This window comes from Larkinella rosea (assembly GCF_003858635.1).
GTDB classification, from domain to species: domain Bacteria; phylum Bacteroidota; class Bacteroidia; order Cytophagales; family Spirosomataceae; genus Larkinella; species Larkinella rosea.
Window position 1 is genome coordinate 1787374 of sequence record NZ_RQJO01000007.1, and the last position, 22537, is coordinate 1809910.

At 52.4% G+C, this 22537-nt stretch carries 11 protein-coding genes; 6 read left to right on the top strand and 5 right to left on the bottom strand.

The window, feature by feature from the left end; genetic code table 11:
• Positions 1-13: 13 nt before the first annotated feature.
• Positions 14-4813, top strand: a complete 4800-nt coding sequence (locus tag EHT25_RS07470) for a beta strand repeat-containing protein (RefSeq protein ID WP_124872841.1) — start codon at positions 14-16, stop codon at positions 4811-4813.
• Positions 4814-4900: 87 nt separating this feature from the next.
• Here the strand turns inward: EHT25_RS07470 and EHT25_RS07475 are convergent, their stop codons facing one another.
• Positions 4901-6352 (bottom strand): RNA polymerase sigma factor, encoded by a 1452-nt coding sequence (locus EHT25_RS07475; RefSeq protein WP_124872843.1) that lies wholly within the window; start codon positions 6350-6352, stop codon positions 4901-4903.
• 379 nt (positions 6353-6731) lie between these two features.
• Here EHT25_RS07475 and EHT25_RS07480 point away from each other — a divergent pair, with 379 nt between their 5' ends.
• The 4 genes from EHT25_RS07480 to EHT25_RS07495 all read left to right on the top strand — a co-directional run bounded on the left by EHT25_RS07480 (position 6732) and on the right by EHT25_RS07495 (position 18040).
• Positions 6732-8480, top strand: a complete 1749-nt coding sequence (locus EHT25_RS07480) for a helix-turn-helix domain-containing protein (RefSeq protein WP_124872845.1) — start codon at positions 6732-6734, stop codon at positions 8478-8480.
• A gap of 641 nt (positions 8481-9121) precedes the next feature.
• Positions 9122-13708, top strand: coding sequence for a DUF8693 domain-containing protein (locus tag EHT25_RS07485; protein ID WP_124872847.1), 4587 nt, complete (start codon positions 9122-9124; stop codon positions 13706-13708).
• An 812-nt stretch (positions 13709-14520) separates the two neighbouring features.
• Entirely contained in the window at positions 14521-16719 is a 2199-nt protein-coding gene (locus EHT25_RS07490; protein WP_124872849.1) for a peptidase domain-containing ABC transporter, read from the top strand.
• A gap of 40 nt (positions 16720-16759) precedes the next feature.
• The gene (locus EHT25_RS07495) at positions 16760-18040 is read left to right on the top strand and encodes an HlyD family secretion protein (protein ID WP_185731294.1); all 1281 of its coding nucleotides are present in this window, start codon (positions 16760-16762) and stop codon (positions 18038-18040) included.
• A gap of 10 nt (positions 18041-18050) precedes the next feature.
• Here the strand turns inward: EHT25_RS07495 and EHT25_RS07500 are convergent, their stop codons facing one another.
• From EHT25_RS07500 to EHT25_RS07510, 3 genes are all read right to left on the bottom strand, one after another.
• The gene (locus EHT25_RS07500) at positions 18051-19124 is read right to left on the bottom strand and encodes a TonB family protein (RefSeq protein ID WP_185731295.1); all 1074 of its coding nucleotides are present in this window, start codon (positions 19122-19124) and stop codon (positions 18051-18053) included.
• 131 nt (positions 19125-19255) lie between these two features.
• Positions 19256-19522, bottom strand: coding sequence for a hypothetical protein (locus EHT25_RS07505; RefSeq protein WP_124872855.1), 267 nt, complete (start codon positions 19520-19522; stop codon positions 19256-19258).
• A 61-nt stretch (positions 19523-19583) separates the two neighbouring features.
• Positions 19584-19772, bottom strand: a complete 189-nt coding sequence (locus EHT25_RS07510) for a hypothetical protein (protein ID WP_124872857.1) — start codon at positions 19770-19772, stop codon at positions 19584-19586.
• A 339-nt stretch (positions 19773-20111) separates the two neighbouring features.
• Between EHT25_RS07510 and EHT25_RS07515 the strand changes: the two genes are divergently transcribed.
• On the top strand, positions 20112-21155 hold the full coding sequence (locus EHT25_RS07515) for a sugar phosphate isomerase/epimerase family protein (protein ID WP_124872859.1): 1044 nt from the start codon (positions 20112-20114) through the stop codon (positions 21153-21155).
• A 29-nt stretch (positions 21156-21184) separates the two neighbouring features.
• Here the strand turns inward: EHT25_RS07515 and EHT25_RS07520 are convergent, their stop codons facing one another.
• A complete protein-coding gene (locus EHT25_RS07520) occupies positions 21185-22468 on the bottom strand; it encodes a hypothetical protein (RefSeq protein ID WP_124872861.1) in 1284 nt (427 codons plus the stop codon).
• Positions 22469-22537: the final 69 nt, after the last annotated feature.

Below are 22537 nucleotides of genomic sequence, written 5' to 3' on the forward strand. Positions count from 1 at the left end.
AATTCTTATTTGTATGCCTCTGTCCTACCACCCTATTCATCTCCTTCCGGGTTTATGCCGGGCGACGGTCCTGCTTCTGTTGTGGGCCGTAGTAACCACCCAACCCGCCTTTTCCAACCCGCCGACGCCAACCCAAACCACCTGGACCGGCAGCACCAGTTCCGACTGGGCGACCGCCGGAAACTGGTCGGACGGGGTTCCTACAACGACGCTCGACGTGATCATTCCCAACGTCACCCGTTCACCCCAGATCGGAAACGGAACCCTGGCCGTGGCCAAATCGGTGGAGATTCAGAACGGGGCTTCGCTGACGATTGCCAGCGGAGGCAGCCTGACCATCAACAACTCAAGATTTCTGATCCTGGAGGGCGGGAGGTCCTACGTCATGGCTTTCTACAACGATGGAACGGTCCAGAACAATGGGCAACTAATCCTTGGGAATACCGCCAACGCGGGTATTTATGGGTTGGTCAACAGGGGTAGTTTCAACAATAATAGCGGGGCCTCCCTTCAGATCGATCGAATCGAAACCTATTCCTTCTACAACGAAGTCGGCACGGTGACCAATGCTGGTACGGTTACCCTCGGATCTCTGGCTTCGACCAGCACGTTTGGTCTGTATAACAAAGCGACCTTCACCAATACGGGCCGCATCCAGATCGACCGAATGGCAACGTATGGGTTGCTCAACGAAGCTGGCACCTTCACCAATACGGCGACAATCAGTATCGGTTCGTTGGCATCGACTGGCACATATGGCATTAGTAATGAGAGTACGTTTAACAACAATACGGGGGGAATCATCCAGATTGACCGAGCAGGAACGTACGGTTTATATAATGAATCAGGAACGTTTACCAATGCGGCTGCCATCACGATTGGTGCCGCTGTCGAGGCCTCAGCCGGTGTAAATGGCATAGGCAATTTCCAGGGGACTTTCATCAATGATGCAGGGGGAAGTATTCAGATCGATCGAACCGAATCGGTTGGCTTACAAAATATGTCCCCCGGAACGTTTACCAATGCCGCCACTATCACAATCGGATCGATTGCATCAAAGAACGCATACGGTCTTGACAATCAGAGCACATTCAACAATAACGCTGGAGGAATTATTCGGATTGACCGATCAAAAACGTACGGTTTAAACAACAACTCCGGTACATTCAACAATGCGGCCACCCTTATTATTGGTGGTTCGTTTGAAATAGGAAACTCGGGTTTATATAATAGTGCCATCTTCAACAACAATACCGGGGGAAGCATTCAGCTTGATCGCTCAACCTACAACGGAATAAAGAACAGCGGTGGGACATTTACGAACGTGGCCCTCATCAACATCGGAGCTTCGACGGGTTTTACGGGTATTCGAAACGACGCTACGTTTGCCAACGGCTGCGGAGGGGCGATCACTACCCAAAACATCATTGAGAATGCACGCACCTTTACCAATAGTGGTGCGATCATTGAAAAGGCCAGTGGCAACAGCTCCATTTCCACCAACACCGGTCTGGTGCAGAACTTAAACGGGGGTACTTTTACCATTACGACCAATACCGGCAGCCTCATCACGACAGAGGGTGTATACTGGAGAGGTTGCTTTAACACCGACTGGGCGACGGCATCCAACTGGAGCAAAGGACTCGTCCCCACGGCCTCCGACGATGTGGTGATCCCGACCGGAACCACTTATCAGCCGATAATCGGTGCCAGCACGAACGCCGTCGTGAATTCGATTGAGGTTCAAACGGGGGCTACACTGACCCTGGCCAGTTCGAGCACCCTGACCGTCAACGGTTATAAGACCGTGCAGGATATCACCAGCCCTTTCTCAAACGCCGGAACCGTCACCAACAACGGATTGCTCCAACTTGGCAACTCCGTCTCCGTCGGTCTTTCCAATACTGGTACATTTACCAACAATTCCTGCGCCGAATTCCGCCTGCGGGCGGGTCTTTCCAATACCGGCACATTGACCAACGGTGATTTGATGACCGTGATAACGGTAGCGACGCACACCAATACCAGCGGTCTGGTTAACAATGGGATCATTGAGTATCCGCTGGGAAACCCCATTTCCAACGTAACCAACAACGACCTGATTGTCAAAAACTTTACCAGTTGCCGTTCGATATCACCCGCCCTGCAACTCGGGAGCAGCAACAGTTTCCAGGTCAGTTCGACCTGGTATAAGGATCAGAATATGACTCAAACCGGGGGAACCTACAATCAGGAAACCAACACCTTTACCGTTACCAGCCTGGACGAAGGGCGTACGCATACGCTGTATTTTACCGTCGTCGACAATGCCAACCAATGTACCCGGAACATGTCGGTTTCGGTCGAGATCAGCAACACGCCATCGGTTTCCATCAGCGGAAACCCCTCCCTGACTATTACACCGGGTACTAGTGTGACCCTGACCGCCAGCGGAGCCAACTCTTACACCTGGTCTACGGGTGAAATAACCAGCAGCATCACCGTTTCCCCTCTTACTTCGACGGAGTACTCACTCACGGGTGTCAGCGGGCTTTGTTCAGGCATTGCCAGTCAAACTGTCACGGTGGCAAATCCCGCCAGCGCCACACTTTCGGGCAGCACCACCCTCTGCCCTGGTCAACCCGCCACGCTCAGCGTCGATCTGACCGGAACCGCCCCCTGGTCGCTGACCTACACCGACGGCTCCACCCCCGTCGTGCTTACCGACATCACCACGTCACCCCATACGTTCACGGTCAACCCCGGTACCACCACCACCTATTCCTTGCTGGGCGTTGCCACCGCCGAAGCGCCGACCAACGGAACCGTCAGCGGAACCGCCACCGTCACCCGAAACTCCGTCGCGTCAGCCCCCGTCCTGACGCCTTCCAGTACGAGCGTCGTCCAGAATACGCCTGACGTGACACTGACCATCAGCGGATGTTCCAGCGGGGTTACCTGGACGGGTCCGAACAATACCAGCGGAACCCAAACCACCATCAATGCGCCTACCTCGGCCATTGCCACCCTGGTCTACTCCGCCACCTGCGTCAGCACCTGCCCGGCCCCACCCGGTTCGGCCACCATTACCGTGACCGCTCTTCCCGCCAGCGCCACACTTTCGGGCAGCACCACGCTTTGCTCCGGTCAACCCGCCACGCTCAGCGTCGCCTTAACCGGAACCCAACCCTGGTCACTGACCTACACCGACGGCACCACACCGGTTGTGCTGACGGGAATAACCGCGTCGCCCCATACGTTCACCGTCAACCCCGGCATAACAACCACCTATTCCTTGCTGGGTGTTGCCACCGCCGAAGCCCCGGCCAACGGAACCGTCAGCGGAACCGCCACCGTCACCCGAAGTTCCGTCGCGCCCATGCCCGTTCTGACACTGTCCAATACGAGCGTGATTCAGAATACGCCTTTTGTCACCCTAACCATCAGCGGTTGTGCCAACGATCTCAACTGGTCGGCCAACAATAACACCAGCGGGACCGGCACCACCATCAACGTGCCCACTTCCGCTGTCGCGACCCTCGTCTATTCGGCCACCTGCGTGAGCGCTTGCCCGGCCCCGCCCGGTTCGGCCACCATCACCATCACCGCGCCCACCGCCACGGGTAGCTTCGACGGTTTTGTCAACGGCGCCGACTGCGGTTCTTTCCGGGGCTGGGCCTGGGATCGCAGCAAACCCAACACTGCCTTTTCCGTCGATATTCTGGACGGGCCCAACGTGATTGGGACGCTGCTGGCGGGCGATTTTCGGCAGGATTTGCTCGATGCGGGCAAAGGCAACGGCAAACACAGTTTCCGATTCACGATTCCCGAATCGATCAAAGACGGCTTGCCCCACAACCTTTCGGCCCGCATTGCCGGGAGCAGTTTCATGCTAAAGGATTCCCCCAAAGCCTTGATCTGCCAGAGCAGCACCACCCCGGTGGGCAACAAACCGCCGGTTCCGCCCACGCCCACGGTCTTGATTGCCCCTCTGACTGCGCAGGTTGGGGTGGCCTTCTCGGGGACGCTGGTGGCTTTCACCGATCCCGAAGGACAACCGCTGACCTACAAACTCAGCGGTTTGCCCGGCGGTTTGTCGATCAGCGAAACCAGCCGTGTCATCAGTGGAACGCCCACCGCCGACGGAACTTTCGTCTTGACCTATTCGGCCACCGATTCCGACGGAGCGACCAACTCGGTCAGCTTCAATCTGATGGTGAATCCGGCGCAGACCACCACCGTAACGGGAAATTTTGAAGGGTATCTGGACAAAGTCGAATGCGGCACGATTCGCGGCTGGGTCTGGGACCGCAACAAACCCAACACCCCGGTGACGGTCGAATTCTACACCGGCAGCACGGTTTGGGGCAGCACCATCGCCAACATTTACCGGGACGATTTGAAGAATGCCGGCAAAGGCAACGGCGTTCATGCCTACAGTTTCGAGGTTCCGGCCAGTCTGAAAGACGGCACCACGCGGTTGATTTACGGCCGGGTGCAGGGAAGCACCTTCGTGTTGAAGGATTCGGGCAAACCGCTGACTTGTGGCTCGCCCGCCCGGCTATCGGCGGAAACCGGTTCGGAACTGTCGGTGACGGTGTTAGGCAATCCGGTGACCGATCAGGTTGAATTGGAAATCCGGGGCGCAGCCGGTCAGTCGGTCAACCTGCACCTCAGTGATGCCAGTGGTCGATTGGCGAACCAGCATCGGATTGAACTGGCAAAACCGGTTGAGCGGTACTCGTTCGCGGTCGGGCAGCAACCGGCCGGGTTGTTGCTGCTGCGGGTGAATACGGCCTGGAAAACCGTAACCCTGAAAATGGTGAAAAATTAACGGAAGCGTGAAACGAGAAATCCCCGCCCGGCCGTTGCCGGGCGAGGGATTTTTATATCAAACCGAAAAATCATGGTCGGGATGATTTTATTCCGCCAGCGTTATTTCAACGGCACCAATTTTCCCTTTATCGCCGTATTTTTCAATGGCTTCCTTTTCCTTCAATTTGACCAGCCGGTATTTTTTTTCGGACAGTTTAACGGTTTCGTTTAATTCCCGGGGCGTTCCGTCAACGATCAGACAACTTATTTTGCCGAACAAGGAAAATTTTCCACTGCCCGTAAACTTCTGGGTGTTCAGATTGACCTTCACGTTGTTTCCCCGAAAATACACCTGGTTATTATCGGCCGACCAAAATAATTCCGAGGCATAAAATGTACCGTGCATTTCCTCCGAATCCGTTTTGATCGTTGGTTTCAGTAGCTCAATGGGCCGCGTGGTCTCGAACGAAGCGGTTTTTGCAACCTCCTGACTTTTACTCGGAATGAGCTGAGGGGCCCTGGTCAAGTGGCTGGTCGAATCGAGCGCCAGCGCCGAGGTGGTCAGGAGCAGGGCACTAACTGTGTTTAACGATTTCATATTCTTGCTGTTTAACGTTTTTTCACTTGGTAAGATGCCATTCTTTGAAAAGGTGGCAGTGGAAGCAGCAAGATTTAAAAACTTTTTAGCAACCCTGTTTTCTAAATTGAAACCGGAAACGCTGCTCATCACAGGCACCGGTTTTTCGGATTTGATCGCTTTTTTCAATTCTGTCCCCGGCTTCCAATGCAGCCAGAAAACAACGGCCAGGTTCATGACCATTGCCAGCGAAGCAACATTCGTCAGCAGAAAACCGGGCGAAAAACCGCTGGTGGTTTTGAACATTGGCGCTGAAACCGTACCAAAACCGGTAGGGTTGATTGGCGATATATTCCGCGGTTGAAGCTCCAACCGCCTTAATTTTCCCGTCAAAAAATGATCGATTTTCAAAAACCGGTCGGGCAGCAAAAGCAGGAGTAAAAACCGCTTTCTTTTTTTGCCCTCGTTTGCCTTATGAATAAGAATCTCCCGGATTTTCTTCCGGGCCCGCGCCAGATGCGACTTTGACGTTCCCTCGCTGATGCCCAATTCCGCCCCGATTTGGGCGTGCGTGAACTGGTCAAAGACATAGAGATTAAACACGAGTTTATGGTGCTCAGGTAACCGTCCAACGGCGTCCAGCAACTCAGCTGCCGAGAAACCAGGTTCGTCGCCGGGCTGGTGTTCGTTCGGGAAATCAATGAAGGCTGTCTCGCGGGCAATCCGGTCTTCGTGCGCTTTCCGTTTTTTCTGCTGCCGCAGGTATTGCAAAGCCATATTGACGACGATCCGGCGAAACCAGCCCTCGAACGATCCTTTGTTTTCAAAGCTCGACGCTTTATCGATGGCAACCAGAAAGGCATCATGCGCCAGGTCTTCGGCGGTTTGCCGGTTGCGGGTATACCGGTAACAAACGCCAATCATTTTAGCGATGTGCTGCCTGTACGTCGCTTCCCAAAAATGGCTGGTGACATCATTCATACAGACAATGATGCTTTTTTTTCAGAAGGTGGCAGTTTTTGCGAATTAAATTAATCAATCTTTGAACAACTGAAGCAGCGGTTCTTCCGAAAAAAGAAAAGTACGTCAGGTGGGTATCTGACGCACATCCGTTCCTAAAATACGGCATTTGCAATAATATACGAAGCAATGCAACAATACACAAAGTTTTTGGCACAATACCAGAAGACTTTTGGCGGCAAAAACCGGAAACTTGCAGGGATGAAATCCGTTCGCTGTCGCTTTAAGTTTTCACCAACCAAGCAGCCGCTGACGGAATAGCGATGCGGTTTTACAACCAAAACGTATTACTTTTCATTCAAAAACCGTCCAACAATACCGTACTTGATCCAGGGAGTTTATGACGCAGACCGGCAATGGAGTTCTGACTAAGTTAAATACTTTCTTAGATGAAAATCTAAGCCATCTGGCGCTGCCGTCGGATGCAATTTGCCGCAAGGTTGGGTTGAGCCGGTCGCATTTGTACCGGATTATCAAAGAACATACGGACTTATCGATTACACTCTACATCCGTCAAAAACGCCTGGAAAAATCCCGTGAGCTGCTGACCGAAACGGATTTGCGGGTTTCGGAAATCGCTTACCTCGTCGGCATCGAAAGTCCCCAGAATTTCAGCAAATATTTCGCCAGCGCTTTTCATCTGAGCCCGACCGAGTACCGGAATCAGGCCCAGCTCGGAAAAACCGCTCCGGTTTCTCCCCCGGTCCCGAAAGCCTCCATTGCCGTTTTGCCGTTTTTGAACCTCAGCAACGATGCTGACCAGGAGTTTTTCAGCGACGGTGTAACAGAAGAAATCATCAACGCCCTGAGCCACGTGCCCGACTTGCAGGTTGCGGGCCGAACCTCGTCGTTTGCGTTCAAAGGGAAAAATCAGGATCTCCGGCAGATTGGCGAACAGCTCAATGTGACGCACATTCTGGAAGGAAGCGTCCGGAAAGCGGGCCAGAAACTTCGCATTACGGCGCAGTTGATCAAGGTCGCCGACGGTTATCACGTCTGGTCGGAGAAGTACGACCGGGAGTTGAACGATATTTTTGACATCCAGGACGAGATTGCGCTCGCCATTTTAAAGGAAGTTAAAGTGCAGTTGCTGGGCGTCAACCAGAACGCGGTGCTTAAACGATATACCCTAAACGCGGATGCGTACCTGCTGTATCTGCACGGGCGGTTTTATCACAACAAGTTCGCAGGTTTCGACGAGTTCAACCGGGCGATTGGTTATTTTCAGTCGGCGATTGATCGGGAACCTACTTATGCCATTGCCTACGCCGGCATTGCTTCCTGCTACCTGAATATGTGGTTTTATCGGCACCTGCCGTCGGCGGTTTGCCTGCCGCTCATGAAACAGGCCACGGAACAGGCCATTCAACTGGACAACACGGTTCCGGAAAGCTACCTGGCCCTGGCCCGGATGCAATTACTGTATCAGTGGGATTTTTCCAGTGCGGCTACATCCTTTAAAAAAGCGCTGGAACTCAACTGGAATACCGCCGAACTCTACGGTCAATATGCGCTCTATTGGGGTCTTATGGGCTACCACGCCAAGGCGGAGGAGCAAATCCGGCTGGCGCTAACGCTGGAACCGTTTTCGCTGATCAATAATTTTTACGCGGGGTATGGCTACTGGATGGCGGGAAAGTTTGAAAAAGCCATCGATCAGGGGAAACGGCTGGCCGCACTCGAACCCACCTTCTGGGGCGGACACCTGATTACAGGCCTGAATCTGATCACGTTACAAAACTACGCAGAAGCTCGTCCGGCACTGGAAACCGCCCTGCATCTTCATTACAACGGCATCACACTCAGCGCGCTCGGGGCGCTGTGGGGCCTGACCGGCGAAACCGAAAAAGCCCGGCAGGTGCTGGCCGAAATGGAAATTCTGAACACAACCCAGGCGGTGGCGCAGTATGACCGGGGCATCGTCCATGCCTGTTTGGGCGAGGTTGAAACCGCCTGCGGTTATTTTCAATCGGCCATCGACCAGCACGAACCGCCGATGTTGTTTTTCCGTTTCATTGTCCGGGACTGGCTGGCGGGAAGCCGGTACGACGCTCAATACGAACGACTCATTCGGCAACTGGTTCACTGATTCTTCGGGGAGAATTCCCCTTGTAGCCGGAAAATAGCCTGTCCGGCTACGATGAAACCCCTCGATCCATTCCGCGATTGGCCAAACATCCGACGACCGATCAGCTTTTGGCTGTTCCGGCCGGCCTTGCCCCTAACCGGTTTTTGTGGACTTGCCACCCCGGCTCTTCCCTGGTTAGCCGTGGAGCCCAAAGCGTCAAAAGCCTGAAATAAATCGTTTTATAGTTCCTATTCGCTTTTTGGGGAAAAGCATCCGACGGCTCCCAAATGCCTTTTTGTAACGGGGGCCATGAAATCAGCTCTATTTCTCTCTTTAATGGCCCATCGTTTTTTAATTAATACTCCTCCGATAACTAAATCCCCGGTTTCGGACAGTTTTAATATGCGTTCATCCTTGAATGCCTGATCTTAAAAATCATTTTTGTCACTTTTGCCCGTAAAACGCCCGGTGACCATTTCCGAATCACCGAACAACGAGGCTATGAGATTTTTTTGATAAAAACCGCCTTCCTGCAACAATAAACAAAGTGATGCAACAATACACGAAGTTTTTGACACAATAACAGAAGCCTCATCGACAGCCTACGGCTAGCTTGCCGTGTCTAAATTCACTTCATTCTGTTCACCCATAATTCTTACTTTATGAATGCTTTTTACAATTTTGTCCATTCATTTTTCATCCGAAACCGGCTGCTGCTGGGCGTTATTCTGGCGTACTTTACTGCTCTGTCGGCGATGGCCCAGACAACCAACACCTGGACTGGTTCCAGCAGTTCTGATTGGAACACGTCGGCCAACTGGTCAGCGAATCACGTTCCACTGGCTACCGAAAATGTAGTGATTCCCGACGTAAGCCCCTATCCCGTCCTCAGTTCGACCGCGGTGGTGAACTCGGTGGAGGTGTCGGCCGCATCGTCGTTTACGATCACCGCTGCCGCTAGCCTGACCATCAACGGGTCGATGGCTGCTAGTCCCTATTCCTATGCTTTCTTCAACTGGGGCACCGTCTCGAATAGTGGGCAGGTAGTCATTAGGATGACGGAAAGCGTCGGACAGGTTGGTTTGTTTAACCGCGGGGGCGGGGGAGGACGCGGTTTTACCAATAACGCAGATGCCAGTGTTCAAATTAACGGTTCTTCCTACGCGGGTATCTATAATACGTCCACATTCAATAATGGGGGTGCCATCACCATCGGAGCTTCGGCCAGCGTGGGGGAATATGGCGTCTATACCAGTGGGGGGTTTTACAACAATACCGGTGGAATTCTTTCCATCGACCGAGCAACCGAAGCAGGGTTTTATAATCCGGGCGGTATCTCACCCAACGATGGCACCATCCGGATCGGTTCTCTGGCCCCCATGGGACCGGTTGGTTATAATAACAGTGGATTTAATTTGACAACCAATAGTGGAATCATCACAATTGACAATACAACTACAAATGCCTTTTTAAACAACAGCTCATTTAAGAACACTGGGTCCATCACCATCGGGGCGCTGAGTCCGGTTGGTGCTGAAGCGATTCGGCTTACTAATACTTTCACCAACGACGGCTGTGGGGCGTTGGTCGACATCCGGGCTGATGCCGTGATCACGACAACCAATGCCAGTTCTAATCGGTTCAATAATAACGATGGTGCGACGATTATCGAGCGCGCCAGTGGCACCAGTACCATTTACAATAATTCGGGTTTGGTTCGAAATCTCAACGGGGGAACCTTCACGATCACTAATAGCAACACCGGAGTACTTACCACCGACGCTGGCATTACCGCCAATCCCTCACTGACCATTACGCAGGGACAAAGCACCACCCTAACCGCGGAAGGAACCGCGCCCTACACCTGGTCATCGGGACAAAACACCCAATCCATTGAAGTGACCACCTCCGGCCCCTATTCGGTCACGAGTACCCTGGCGAGTTGTACCCGGGTTTCCAGTGTGACCGTTACTGTTAATGCTCTTCCCTGCGGAACTGTTGTGTATGTGACGCAGAACGGGGCCGGTTCGCAGGATGGTTCGAGTTGGGATAATGCCTATCCGGGAACGGCTCTCCAGACGGCCATCAACACGGCAGCTACGTGCGGAGCGCAGGTGTGGGTGGCCCAGGGCCTCTATAAACCCACCGCCGACAATAACCGTGAAATCAGTTTTTCGATGAAAAACGGCGTGGCCATCTACGGCGGTTTTGCGGGTAATGAAGCCGCCAATTACGACCTGTCGCAGCGGAATCTAGTCACCAACCAAACCATCCTCAGTGGCGATATCGACGACGGTGGGACGCTCGCCAACAATAGTTACCACGTTATTTTCAATGAAAGTGGGCTAACAACAACAGCTATTCTGGATGGTTTCGTCATCACCGGTGGCTATGCCAGTGAAACGGGTGGCCAAAATAAGGCTATTGGTGGCGGGATGTTAAATAATGGCGTATGCAGCCCCACGGTTCGCAACTGCTCCTTTGTGGGCAACTTTGCTGAAAATGGTGGTGCCATCAATAATAATGGGCGTGGTACAGGTAACAGTAGTCCGGTGTTGACCAATTGCTCCTTTCAAAGCAATACGGCTGTCAGGGGTGCGGCCATTTACAACCTTGGTATTACTTCGGGTAACAGCAGTCCAACACTGACCAATTGCTCCTTTCAAAGCAATTCTGCCACCCAGGGCGGGGCTCTCTACAACTATGGGAGTGGCGGCAGCAGCAATCCGACGTTAACCAACTGTGTATTTTTCGGTAATGGAGGGAGTAATACGATCTTCAATGCAGATGCTAGCCCTACGGCATCGTATAGTCTGTTCGAGACCGGAGCAAGCGGTTACTCGGGTAGTAATAACCAGACCGTTAGTGTTACACCCTTTGCCAGTTCCACCTCTCCCGAACTTGCTCCCAATTCACCGGCCATCGATGCGGGTGACCCCGCTACCACCTCTGCCACGATTGGAACCACGGATTTAGCCGGTAACCCACGTTTTGTGAGACAACTTGACATGGGCGCCCTGGAATTTCAGGGAAGTATCAGTCTGACGCTGGTCACCTCGGCCACTCCCAACCCGGTTTGCGCAGGCACTACCGTGGCGTTGTCGGTGACGGCTTCGGGTGGTACCGCCCCCTACTCTTACACCTGGACGGCCCCGGCGGGCATTACCCTCTCGGCCACCTCCACCAGCGCCGTCTCGGCCAGCATCGGAGCGGCTATCAGTGGGGTACAAACCCTGACCATTACGGTTGCGGCATCGGGCGGTTCGCCTACCAGCACCAGTCTGGTGACTATTTCGGTTAATCCGGTGCCTTCGGTCAGCATTACCGCCAACCCTTCCCTGACCATTGTCCAGGGACAAAGCACCTCTTTAACGGCTTCCGGTGCCGATTCGTACCTCTGGTCCACTACCGAAACCAGCTCCGGGATTTCTGTCAGCACTGCCGAACCCTATTCCGTCACCGGCACCACCTCGGGTTGTTCCAGCAGTACCACCGTGACGGTAACCGTCATCAATTCGGCCAGCGCCACGCTGTCGGGCAGCACCACCCTGTGTCCCGGCCAACCTGCCACCCTCAGCGTGGCGCTCACCGGAACCCAACCCTGGTCACTCACCTATACCGACGGAACCACGCCCATCAACGTCAGCGGAATTACCTCCTCACCCTACACCTTTACGGTCAATCCCGCCGGAACGACAACGTATAGTTTAGTCGCGGTCGCTACCGCTGAAGCACCCGTCAACGGCGTCGTCAGCGGATCGGCCACCGTAACCCGAAGTACCGTCGCGTCGGCGCCCACGCTGACGCCGTCCAGCCAGAGCATAATTCAGAATACGCCTTTCGTCACCCTGACCATCAGCGGTTGTCCGGGGGCACTCAACTGGTCGGCCACTAACAGCACCAGTGGAACCGGCACCACCATCAACGTACCCACGTCCGCCGTCGCGACCATCGTCTATTCGGCCACCTGCGTGAGTTCCTGCCCCACTCCACCCGGATCGGCCACCGTTACCATCACGGCCCCAACCACCACCGGCAACTTTGACGGGTTTGTCAATGGCGCCGATTGCGGCTCCTTCCGCGGCTGGGCCTGGGATCGGGGCAAACCCAATACGGTTTTCTCTGTCCAGATCCTCGATGGGCCCAACGTCATCGGGACCCTGGCTGCCGGGGATTTCCGTCAGGATTTGCTCGATGCGGGGAAAGGCAACGGCAAACACGCCTTCCGCTTCACCATTCCCGACAACCTCAAAGACGGGTTAGCCCACAACCTCTCGGCCCGGATTGCGGAGAGTAGCTTCATTCTGAAAGATTCGCCCAAAGCGCTCATCTGTCAGGGCGGCACCACCCCGCCCGCCAACAAACCGCCGGTTGCTCCTTCGCCCACGGTGTTGATTGCGCCTTTGGCCGCCCAGGTCGGTGTGCCGTTTTCGGGAACCCTGGCGGCTTTCACCGATCCCGAAGGAGGAGCGTTGACTTATGATCTGGTGGGTTTGCCCAATGGCTTAATGATCAATACCACCAGCCGCGTTATCTCGGGAACGCCCACCGTTGCCGGCGACTTTGTCCTGACCTATACGGCCACCGATCCGCAGCTTGCCACCAACTCGGTCAGCTTTGTGCTGACCATCAGCGCTCCAATGACCACCACCGTGACCGGGAATTTTGAAGGGTATCTGGACAAGGTGGAATGCGGCACAATTCGCGGCTGGGTTTGGGATCGCAACAAACCCAACACCCCGGTGACCGTCGAATTCTACACCGGCAGCACGGTTTGGGGCAGCACCATCGCCAACATTTACCGGGACGATCTGAAGAATGCGGGCAAGGGCAATGGCGCTCACGCCTACAGTTTTACGGTCCCCACTGACCTGAAAGACGGCAATACCCGATTGATTTACGGCCGGGTACAGGGCAGCACCTTTGTGTTGAAGGATTCGGGAAAACCGCTGACCTGCAACTTACCCACCCGCTTATCAGCCGAAACAACGTCGGACTGGCAGGTGACGGTGTTGGGCAACCCGGTTTTAGGTCAGACCGTTGCAGTTGAAATCCGGGGGGCCGAAGGACAACCATTGCGGTTTTCGGTGACGGATGTACAAGGCCGGATCGTAGGGGAACAGAACGTGGAGAATGCAAAATCCGTCGAACGGCAAACGTTGTCGATTGGTAAAACCGCTCCCGGTATTCTGCTGCTGCGGGTGAACACGCCAACGATTTCCAAAACCGTGAAACTGGTCAAACCGTAAAAACGGGTTTGAATAAATTGTTCCTGCTACTGCCCAAATTCGGCAAACCGGCTCGAAAACTGGTTTGCCGTGTTTGGGCAGAAATTTTATTCCTGCAACAATACACGAAGGAATGCAACAATAAACTAACTAATTGATAAAATAAGAGAAGTCCATTTTAATGCAATTAACCACCTTGTGGTCATTAAATCAGCTCGATTGGATGACCACTTTTTGGCCTACCAGCGAAGTGTTCTGCCAACGCTAACTTATAAACCGATAACTAAAACAGCCATTTCAGACACTTTTATGCAACAACCATCCTTAAGCCGATTCCCGAATCGTGTTTATCGACAATTTTAATGACCAGCCTGAACTCTGCCGCCCAGTCATCCGCTGGAAAATGAGGCAATGTCAGTACCCTGATTAAACTGTTTTTGCGAACCAAATAGCCAATGAATCCATGAAACTCACGCGTAAATTATCCCACCCAATAATGTCCCAGGAGCCCGGAACCGGTCGGAAAACCGCCCGGCCAATGTAAATACGACCCGGCTGTTGTCCGATTTCCGTAAACCGGTCAAAGTCGGAATTGGACAAAATGGTCGATTCGGGACCAACTCATACCCCGTTCGCTTTCTCACGAACAGCCCGCTCTTCATTACGTGCTGATGAGCTTCTGATGGGATGATTCCTGTCGGCCAATGTGCCCACGAATAATTCAGAACACCGATGGATTGAGCCTTTTCTTCTGGTCTTAACCGTAAAACCGCTCGCATTGACGGTCGTATTTTACGCCATTTTCCAAACCGTACCTTTTTCCCATATCCATTATGCAGCCTTCGCATTTGCTGTCACCGCATGTCCAGCCCGTTCAGAAAAACAACAACGACTCTGCCCTGAAATGTCTGCGCAAAGTGGCTCGCCACCACGGAAAGAACCTATCCATGGCCTCCCTACGGAGCAAAAATTCGGGTAAAGCCGGAAATAAAACCCTGAAAGACATTGCCGAATTAGCCGAATCCATTGGTTTTCGGGCCCGTTGTATCGACGTTTCGTATGCAACGCTAACGCAGGAAATTCCTCTCCCCTGCCTCATCAAATGGAATGGACACGGTTTTGTTGTCGTATCCAAAATTGTTCAAAATCAGATCGCAATCGGTACCGATCGGGAAACGATCACGGTCTCATCCGGCGAGTTTCGCAAAAACTGGCTACCCGAGTCCGCCGAAGAAGCCACGGTGTTGCTGCTGGAACCGACGCCCGGTTTTTTAATGGAAACCGCACCCGAACCCGACGCAAAACCGCAGGGCTTACGGTCGCTGGTGAATTACCTGAAACGGTATCCGAAACTTGTCTGGCAATTAATTCTCGGAATGGCATTCGGAACCATTCTGAAACTCATTTTCCCCTTTCTGACCCAGGCCATCGTGGACGTGGGTGTAATGAACAACAACCTGAATTTTATCTATATTTTTCTGGCGGGCCAGTTGATGCTGATGGTCGGTCGCAATTCGCTCGAAGCGATTCGGGGGTGGTTGCTGTTGTACGTGAGCAGTAAGGTGGGTGTTTCGTTGCTGACCGATTTTGTTGCCAAAGTCATGCGGTTGCCCATCAGTTATTTCAATGAAAAAGCCGTTGGTGAGGTGATGCAGCGGGTTGAAGATCAGAAACGCATCGAAACCTTTCTTTCCGCGCAGCTGCCAATCATTCTGTTCGGGAGTATCAACCTGATCATTTACACCCTCATTTTTGCCATTTATGACCTCACTATTTTCGCCATTTTTTTCGGAGCGACGCTGCTCTATCTAGGCTGGATCGCCCTCTTCCTGAAGAAACGGCGCGAACACGATTTTACCCGGGCGCGCATCGCCGAACAGGATCAGAACAAACTGGTCCAGATTGTACAGGGCATGTCTGATATTAAACTGGCGAACGCGGAAATTCTCAAACGCTGGGACTGGGAACTGATTCGGGCGCGGCTCTTCCGGCAAAACATCCGGTTGCTCAAAATTTCGCAGGTACAGCAAATTGGCGGTTTGCTCATCAACGAAACCAAAATTCTGGTCATCACTTTCCTGTCGGCCAAAGCCGTTCTCGACGGTCACCTTTCGCTGGGCGCCATGCTGGCCGTACAGCAAATGCTGGGGCAAACCAACAGCCCGACCGAGCAATTGTTTGCTTACCTCCAGCAGATTCAGGACGCCCGGATCAGTACCGAACGCATCAATACCGTCCACCAGATGCCGGAGGAAGAGGCTGACGATCGGGCGATTACCTCTCATATATCCGAGAACCAGCCGATTGTATTGCGGAATGTCAATTTCCAGTACCCGCACTCGGCCAGTACGGTTTTGCGTGACATCCGGCTTTATATTCCGGCGGGCAAAACCACCGCCATTGTCGGTTCGAGCGGCAGCGGCAAAACCACCTTGCTCAAACTGCTCATGAAGCATTACGAACCAAGTTCGGGGGAAGTGTCGATCGGGAAACAGAGCCTCAAAAACATTGCGACCCGCAGCTGGCGGAACGAATGCGGGGTGGTAATGTCGGACGGGGTCATTTTTGCCGATTCGATTTTGAGCAACATTGCCCTGGGCGACCCCGACCCTAACCTGGAACGGGTTCACAACGCGGCCAGGGTAGCCAACATCCATGAATGGATCGAAACTACGCCCCTCGGCTATCATTCTACCATCGGCATCGAACACGGCAGCATGAGTCAGGGCCAGAAACAGCGGATACTGATTGCCCGCGCGGTGTACAAAAATCCGGAATTTCTGTTTTTCGACGAAGGGACTAATGCACTCGACGTTCAGAATCAGCAGATTATCATGAAAAACCTGAGCGATTTCTTTAGTGGCCGAACCGTTGTCGTTGTGGCCCACCGCCTGAGCACCATCCGTCATGCCGACCAGATTGTGGTTATTGAGGAGGGCCAGATTCTGGAAAAAGGAACGCATGAAGAACTCGTGGCGCTGGAGGGTCGCTATTTTGAACTGCTCACCAAACAACTCGAAGCCGCTTCCTAAATCGGCCTTTTTCGCTCAATCACTTATTCGCCATTTTCCAATGAAAAACTCTACGCAAAATCTGTTAAGCGACGAAATGCTGGATATTCTCAGCGAAACACCGGGCTGGATTGTCCGCACCTGGACGGGTGTCATTGCGGGCATTTTAACCCTGTTTTTTATCAGTACCTGGGTTATCAAGTATCCGGAAGTGTTAAAAGGCAACGCAATTGTTACCACCAAAATACCGCCCATTCGAGTCGTTGTCCCCACTGGCGGCCGCCTGATCCGGCTCCTCGCTAAAGACGATATACGGGTAAAAAAAGGCGATATTCTGGCGGAAACCGAGAACACCACCCGGCTGGAAAATATCCCGGCAATGAAGCAATTGATCGCCAGTGCGAGGCAGTTTTTACGAAACCCGCAACGCACCATTTCCTTTCCGGGCCATCAGTTTGTCTGGGGCGATTTGCAGGATGATTTTAACCTGCTGCGGCAAAGCTATCTGGATTACAAGCACCTTCAAACGGACCGTTTCCAGGCAAGCCAGCTTCTAAGTCTGCAGGAACAGGCCGACGAGTTGCGGCAGTTGGGGGCAGTGAACGAGCGCCAGAAACGGATCAGTGATGAAGAATTTGCCAATGCGGAGGAACGCTTTCGCAGTGAAGAAACGCTGTATCAGAAAGGTATTTACAGTAAATCGGATTATATCGAAAGCAAAAACAAGCACCTGAAAAAGCAGAGCGAACGGGAGGAGTTTCACAAACAGGCACTTTCCAATCGACTCAAAATCAACGAAGTCGACCGAAATTTACATGAATTGAAACACAGTTATTCGGAAAAGCAGCGCCTTTTTCTCGATAATATCGAACGCAGCATCCACAACATCGAGAATAGTTTGCAGAACTGGCGGCAGAACTACCTGATTACCGCACCGGCCGACGGCAAGCTGGTTTTCCTGAAAAATCTGACGGAGAATCAGCACCTGACGGTTTCCGATACGCTGTTTGTCGTCATGCCGGAGCAGGAGCAATTTATTGCTGCCCTCGATTTTCCTGTCCGGGGAATGGGAAAAGCCGGGATTGGGCAAAAAGTGATTATTAAACTGGACGATTACCCTTATCAGGAATTTGGTATGCTCGAAGGCCGGGTGCTGAGCATGGCCCCTTCGCTAAACGTGCGGTTTTATCGGGTTATGGTGAGCCTGCCCAAAGGCCTGACAAGTACCTACAATCAAACCTTCACCTGTAAATCAGAAATGACTGGTACGGCCGAAATTGTCACCGCCGACGTTCGGCTGATCGAACGCGCTTTTTACGGATTTCGGAAGCTGCTCCTATGAACCAATGAAGTTACTTGTAGTATCCCCAAACTTCCCGGCCATCTACTTCCGGGAAACTGCGGTAGGCAACCGTGAGCGGTATGGTGATCTCCTCCAGTTCAACAAGATCCTTCACCCGATCGGCGGGTAATTTGTTGATCGGAACGAATGTGACGGGTGTTCCGTAGGATTTGGTGTACGTAAAGGCAATCGGTAACAGGTAACTTCCGGCGTATTCCGGATTAAGTGGCGGCAGTTTTTTCAACCCCTGTTTGACTTCCTGATCAAAACCGTAACCGGCATTATCCGGACTGATTAAAGCAATATTCTGAATGTTGCCGTTTGTATCGACATCGAAACTCACGTACGTTCGGCCGTATACATGGTTCAATCTGGCTTGGGTTGGATACGCAATTCGCTTCCGGAGGGTCTGTTTAAAAACGGGATCACTGCCCAGCGTTAGTTTTTTTTCCGATAATTCCGACGTTAGCTCGTCGTAATATTTCAAAATATTTACAACAGATTCAGGAGTTATATTTTTGTCTGGTAACCGAGCCGCCAACTGCTCCGACTGATCTTCTAAAACTGATAAAATTGATTTTTTGGTTAAGTTAATCTGTTCAGGATTGGCGTTGCCTTTTTTGAGGTAATAGGTTTCCAGAATTTCATACCGTCCGCTAAACCCTTCCCGTTTCTGGTAGCCATCCGAACTGGCCAAATTCACTAGCCTGGTTTTTAGATGCTTTAACAATTTGGTCGTGCCGTTATTGACAACCTGCAAGAAAACTTTGTTGTTGCTTCCTGAACCGATCGGTAGGCGAATAAACCGGTGCCCCCCGACCGTAAAAGCTTCTGGCTGAACGCGCTCCGGCGTTTCGGCATTATTCAATTGGTATGATAATTCACCACTTACCAAGTGAAACGAAAGCTGGCAGGCAATTTCCCGACCGCCAAGCTGGACGGTCCCCTGTTGCCAGGCTGGATATGTAAAAAATTCACTGCCCAGATAAACCATCCGGTTGTAGGTTGCGCCTACGGTTTTTTCAAGCTGTATGGGATATACGTCACAAGTTGTAATAACCCGGCCCTCTGGGTCTTTTGACACAACGCATTGGCCAAAAATACGGAAACCATTCAGGAAGATTGCAAGCGTAAGAATGACGCAACGAAGCATAATGTGTCTGTTAATCAGATGGCCTTGAGTCAGTATTATAGCAACTAATTTCGAAATCCTATTTAAAGCCGGGCCATTGTCTGCCGAAAATAATCAACCGGAATTTCGCCAACCACTGTCCCTTTCACTTCAATTTCTACCTTCGAATTCTTTAAAATCAATTGCAGACGACCGTTAAAAAGCCGACTACTTTCGCTATTTAAAAACCGCTTCAGGCTGCTCACATTTTCTTTCCGACAAACCCATTCATCGCCGTTTTTCCGAACTATTAATCGAACCTTCTTTTCAAAAAGTTCGATTATCAATTCCAGCGTATCCGATAGTTTCATTGAAGTCATTTACTTTCAAAGCTATCATTTTTGCGCCACATTCACTACGGTAGTCAGCGGGTTATTGGGAGAAATTAACGCCCAGTTGAAAAGTACGCCAGGCTTCGGCCCGGTCGCGGTCGTGGTGGTAGGTTGGCTTCGTCATCTTCGCGTACGTCACCGGATTTTCGAGCATCAGCAACTGAAGAGGTGCCGCAAGCGTCGGTTGCTGACCCGGCGAAGCGGCATAATTCAATCGCAACTTAAACATGACCCGATTCGGGCGGGCACTGGAGGACGGAATCACGGAACTGACCTGAATCGTATTGTCGACAACCGTGGTTTCACCCGGTGAAATCGGATCGGTAATGGAGGATTTGCTGAAGGTAGGCGGTGTTGAAGTCCTTGTAAATCGGATGAATATATGAGAAATCCCTGCGTATTTCCGGCCAATATGATGTCGCCATTGGCCCGGTTTACGTAAAATAAACCAAAGCGAGTAAACCCGTTCCCGGCTTTTCTTTCTGGTATATTCGGAACCGCCATCTCACTTGATTTTGCTTTAAAGCCCTGTAAAAGACTGTTGTACATAGCACATTTTGGAAATCGTATGAAAAACAACCAATCCCGGCGTCAGTTTATCGGCGCAACGACCGCGCTCATTTCGGGCATTCTTGTGGGTACAAAACCGGTTTTTGGCGCTCCTGCCCTCATCCGAAGCCTGGGTGACAAACCCAACTCGCTGATCGACGGTGTTCAGATCGGATGCATTACGTATTCGTTTCGGGAAATGCCCGACCAGAGTGCCGATGCAACATTGCAATATGTTCTGGACAGCGGCATCAGCGCCATTGAATTGATGGGCGATCCGGCAGAATCGTTTGCGGGCGCTCCCAAAAGTAAGGTCGATATGAAGGTGGTTGGCCCGCTGATGCGGAAGCGACGCGAAAATCAGACGCTGACCGACGACGAGCAGAAAACGCTGGCAGAAGTGGAAGCCCAGCGGAAAGCCTACCAGCAGGAACTGGCGCAATGGCGGCTTTCGGCCCCGATGAAGAAATTTGAGCAGGTTCGTAAAATGTATAACCAGGCCGGTGTGCAGATTTACGCCTTTAAACCTTCGACATTCGGCATCCAGAGTTCGGACGCTGAGATCGATTACGGCATGCGGGCCGCCAAACTGCTGGGGGCCAATCAGGTTACGCTCGAACACCCGGCCAATGACGCTCACACGCTCAAACTCGGTAAAATGGCTGAAAAACACGGTTTGCGGGTTGGTTACCATGGCCACGAACAGCAAACCCCGACTTTCTGGGATACCGCCCTCGCCCAGTCACCGGCCAACGCGCTCAACTTTGATTTGGGGCATTACGTGGCCGCGGGCAATCCCGACCCATTGATCCTGATCAAACAGAAACACGACCGCATTGCCAGCATGCACATCAAAGACCGCCAAACCGCTGCGCACGGAAAAGGGAACCTGCCCTGGGGACAAGGTGATACGCCCCTGACGCAGGTCCTGAAACTGATGCGCGAACAGAAGTATAAATTTCCGGCCGTGGTTGAGCTGGAATACCAGATTCCGGCGGGTTCCAATTCGGTCGCCGAGGTCAAAAAATGCGTTAATTACTGCCGAAACGCGATCCTGAGCTAAAACCGGGGGTGGCAAAAACCACCCCTTTTTTATTCAAACCGCCGGTTCATTCCTTTCATTTCGCCGTGGGTGTTGATGGCCACCAGGGTAATCAGTGCAATAAAAACCAGCACGACCGCAAAGCCCATTGCCCAGCGACTCGCATACAGCCCCCGATTCGAAAAACCGGGTTTTGCTTTTCCAATCACTGCGGTAATAACCAGCAGGTTGGCCACGTAGAGATATTGCTCGATCCGGTAGGTGCTCATGTAAGCGCCGGTGGTCAGGAAACTAAAAACCGTATAGAGGCCCAGATGGCCGATGAAGAATGTGCGGACGTCGTTGTACGTATAGCCAACGAATTCAGTTGTTTTATTCCGGTAATATTTCATAAACCAGATCGCGCTGGTTACCACCAAAATTGCCAGCGTTACCCACCGAACGTTGGTAATCAGACTCAGCACGTCGCCCGTGGCAATTTTGCTGTACGTACCTTCCAGTTTCTCCATTGTAAACGTCTGATTCCAAACGATGAACGGAATGACGAGCGTCAGCATTACCAATGGAAACCAGATCCGGCTTCTTTTTTCGCGGTTTTCGGCAGGCTCCCAGTCCGACGTAAACGTTCCGTAGGCCATGCCCCCGCCCCCGAAAAAACCGATGGAATATTCCATCACATTCCAGAAGTTGAATTTGATCTGGGCGACTCCGCCCATCACCTGCAGGAAATTTCCGAAAGCAAACCCAAAACCGGCACCCAGCCCGGCAAAAACCGCTACGCGCAGGGCTGAATACTGCTCATTGCGGTACATAAACCAGGTCAGCGCAAACGCCATTCCCAGACAGGAAGCCCACATTTCGGAGCGCGGGGGCGTCATCAGCCAGCCCCATTCCTCGATCAGTAAATAATAGACAATCAACCCGCCAACCAGCATTTCGACAATGATCCGGTGCCACTGAACGCGTTTTTTGTCCGAATCGGCCAGTGCCAGTCCGAACAAACCGCCCCCGATAAAGCCGTATAAACCGCCGATGATGAACAGCATCACCAGCCCGTAATAGACATTGACAAAGTCGATGCCCCGTCCGTATCCCACCACAATTCCGTAACTCATGATTCCGCCGGTGCCCCAGCCAATGGCCGATGCCAGTGCGGCCTTGAACACTTTTGAGTACCAATCCGTCCGTTTGGCAACCAACAAAATACCCAATGCGCCGATGCCTCCGGCCCAGGCCGCACCCTGTTCGTGCCCAAATTGTCCACGGATGGCCCAGGCCGTGCCCATCGCCATGCCCGCAACGAGTAGGCTGGTAAATAATGACTTGACGTTCATAGTGGTTTAGGGGGTTTGAACTAATACGTTACAGGCTGCAAAACAGGCTATTCTCCGCAAAATTTATTC

Bases quoted from the DNA above. Each gene is read 5' to 3' on its own strand.
- EHT25_RS07470 (WP_124872841.1), top strand. From the start codon at position 14: ATGCCTCTGTCCTACCACCCTATTCATCTCCTTCCGGGTTTATGCCGG.
- EHT25_RS07475 (WP_124872843.1), bottom strand. From the start codon at position 6,352: ATGAATGATGTCACCAGCCATTTTTGGGAAGCGACGTACAGGCAGCAC.
- EHT25_RS07480 (WP_124872845.1), top strand. From the start codon at position 6,732: ATGACGCAGACCGGCAATGGAGTTCTGACTAAGTTAAATACTTTCTTA.
- EHT25_RS07485 (WP_124872847.1), top strand. From the start codon at position 9,122: ATGAATGCTTTTTACAATTTTGTCCATTCATTTTTCATCCGAAACCGG.
- EHT25_RS07490 (WP_124872849.1), top strand. From the start codon at position 14,521: ATGCAGCCTTCGCATTTGCTGTCACCGCATGTCCAGCCCGTTCAGAAA.
- EHT25_RS07495 (WP_185731294.1), top strand. From the start codon at position 16,760: ATGAAAAACTCTACGCAAAATCTGTTAAGCGACGAAATGCTGGATATT.
- EHT25_RS07505 (WP_124872855.1), bottom strand. From the start codon at position 19,522: ATGAAACTATCGGATACGCTGGAATTGATAATCGAACTTTTTGAAAAG.
- EHT25_RS07510 (WP_124872857.1), bottom strand. From the start codon at position 19,772: ATGTTTAAGTTGCGATTGAATTATGCCGCTTCGCCGGGTCAGCAACCG.
- EHT25_RS07515 (WP_124872859.1), top strand. From the start codon at position 20,112: ATGAAAAACAACCAATCCCGGCGTCAGTTTATCGGCGCAACGACCGCG.
- EHT25_RS07520 (WP_124872861.1), bottom strand. From the start codon at position 22,468: ATGAACGTCAAGTCATTATTTACCAGCCTACTCGTTGCGGGCATGGCG.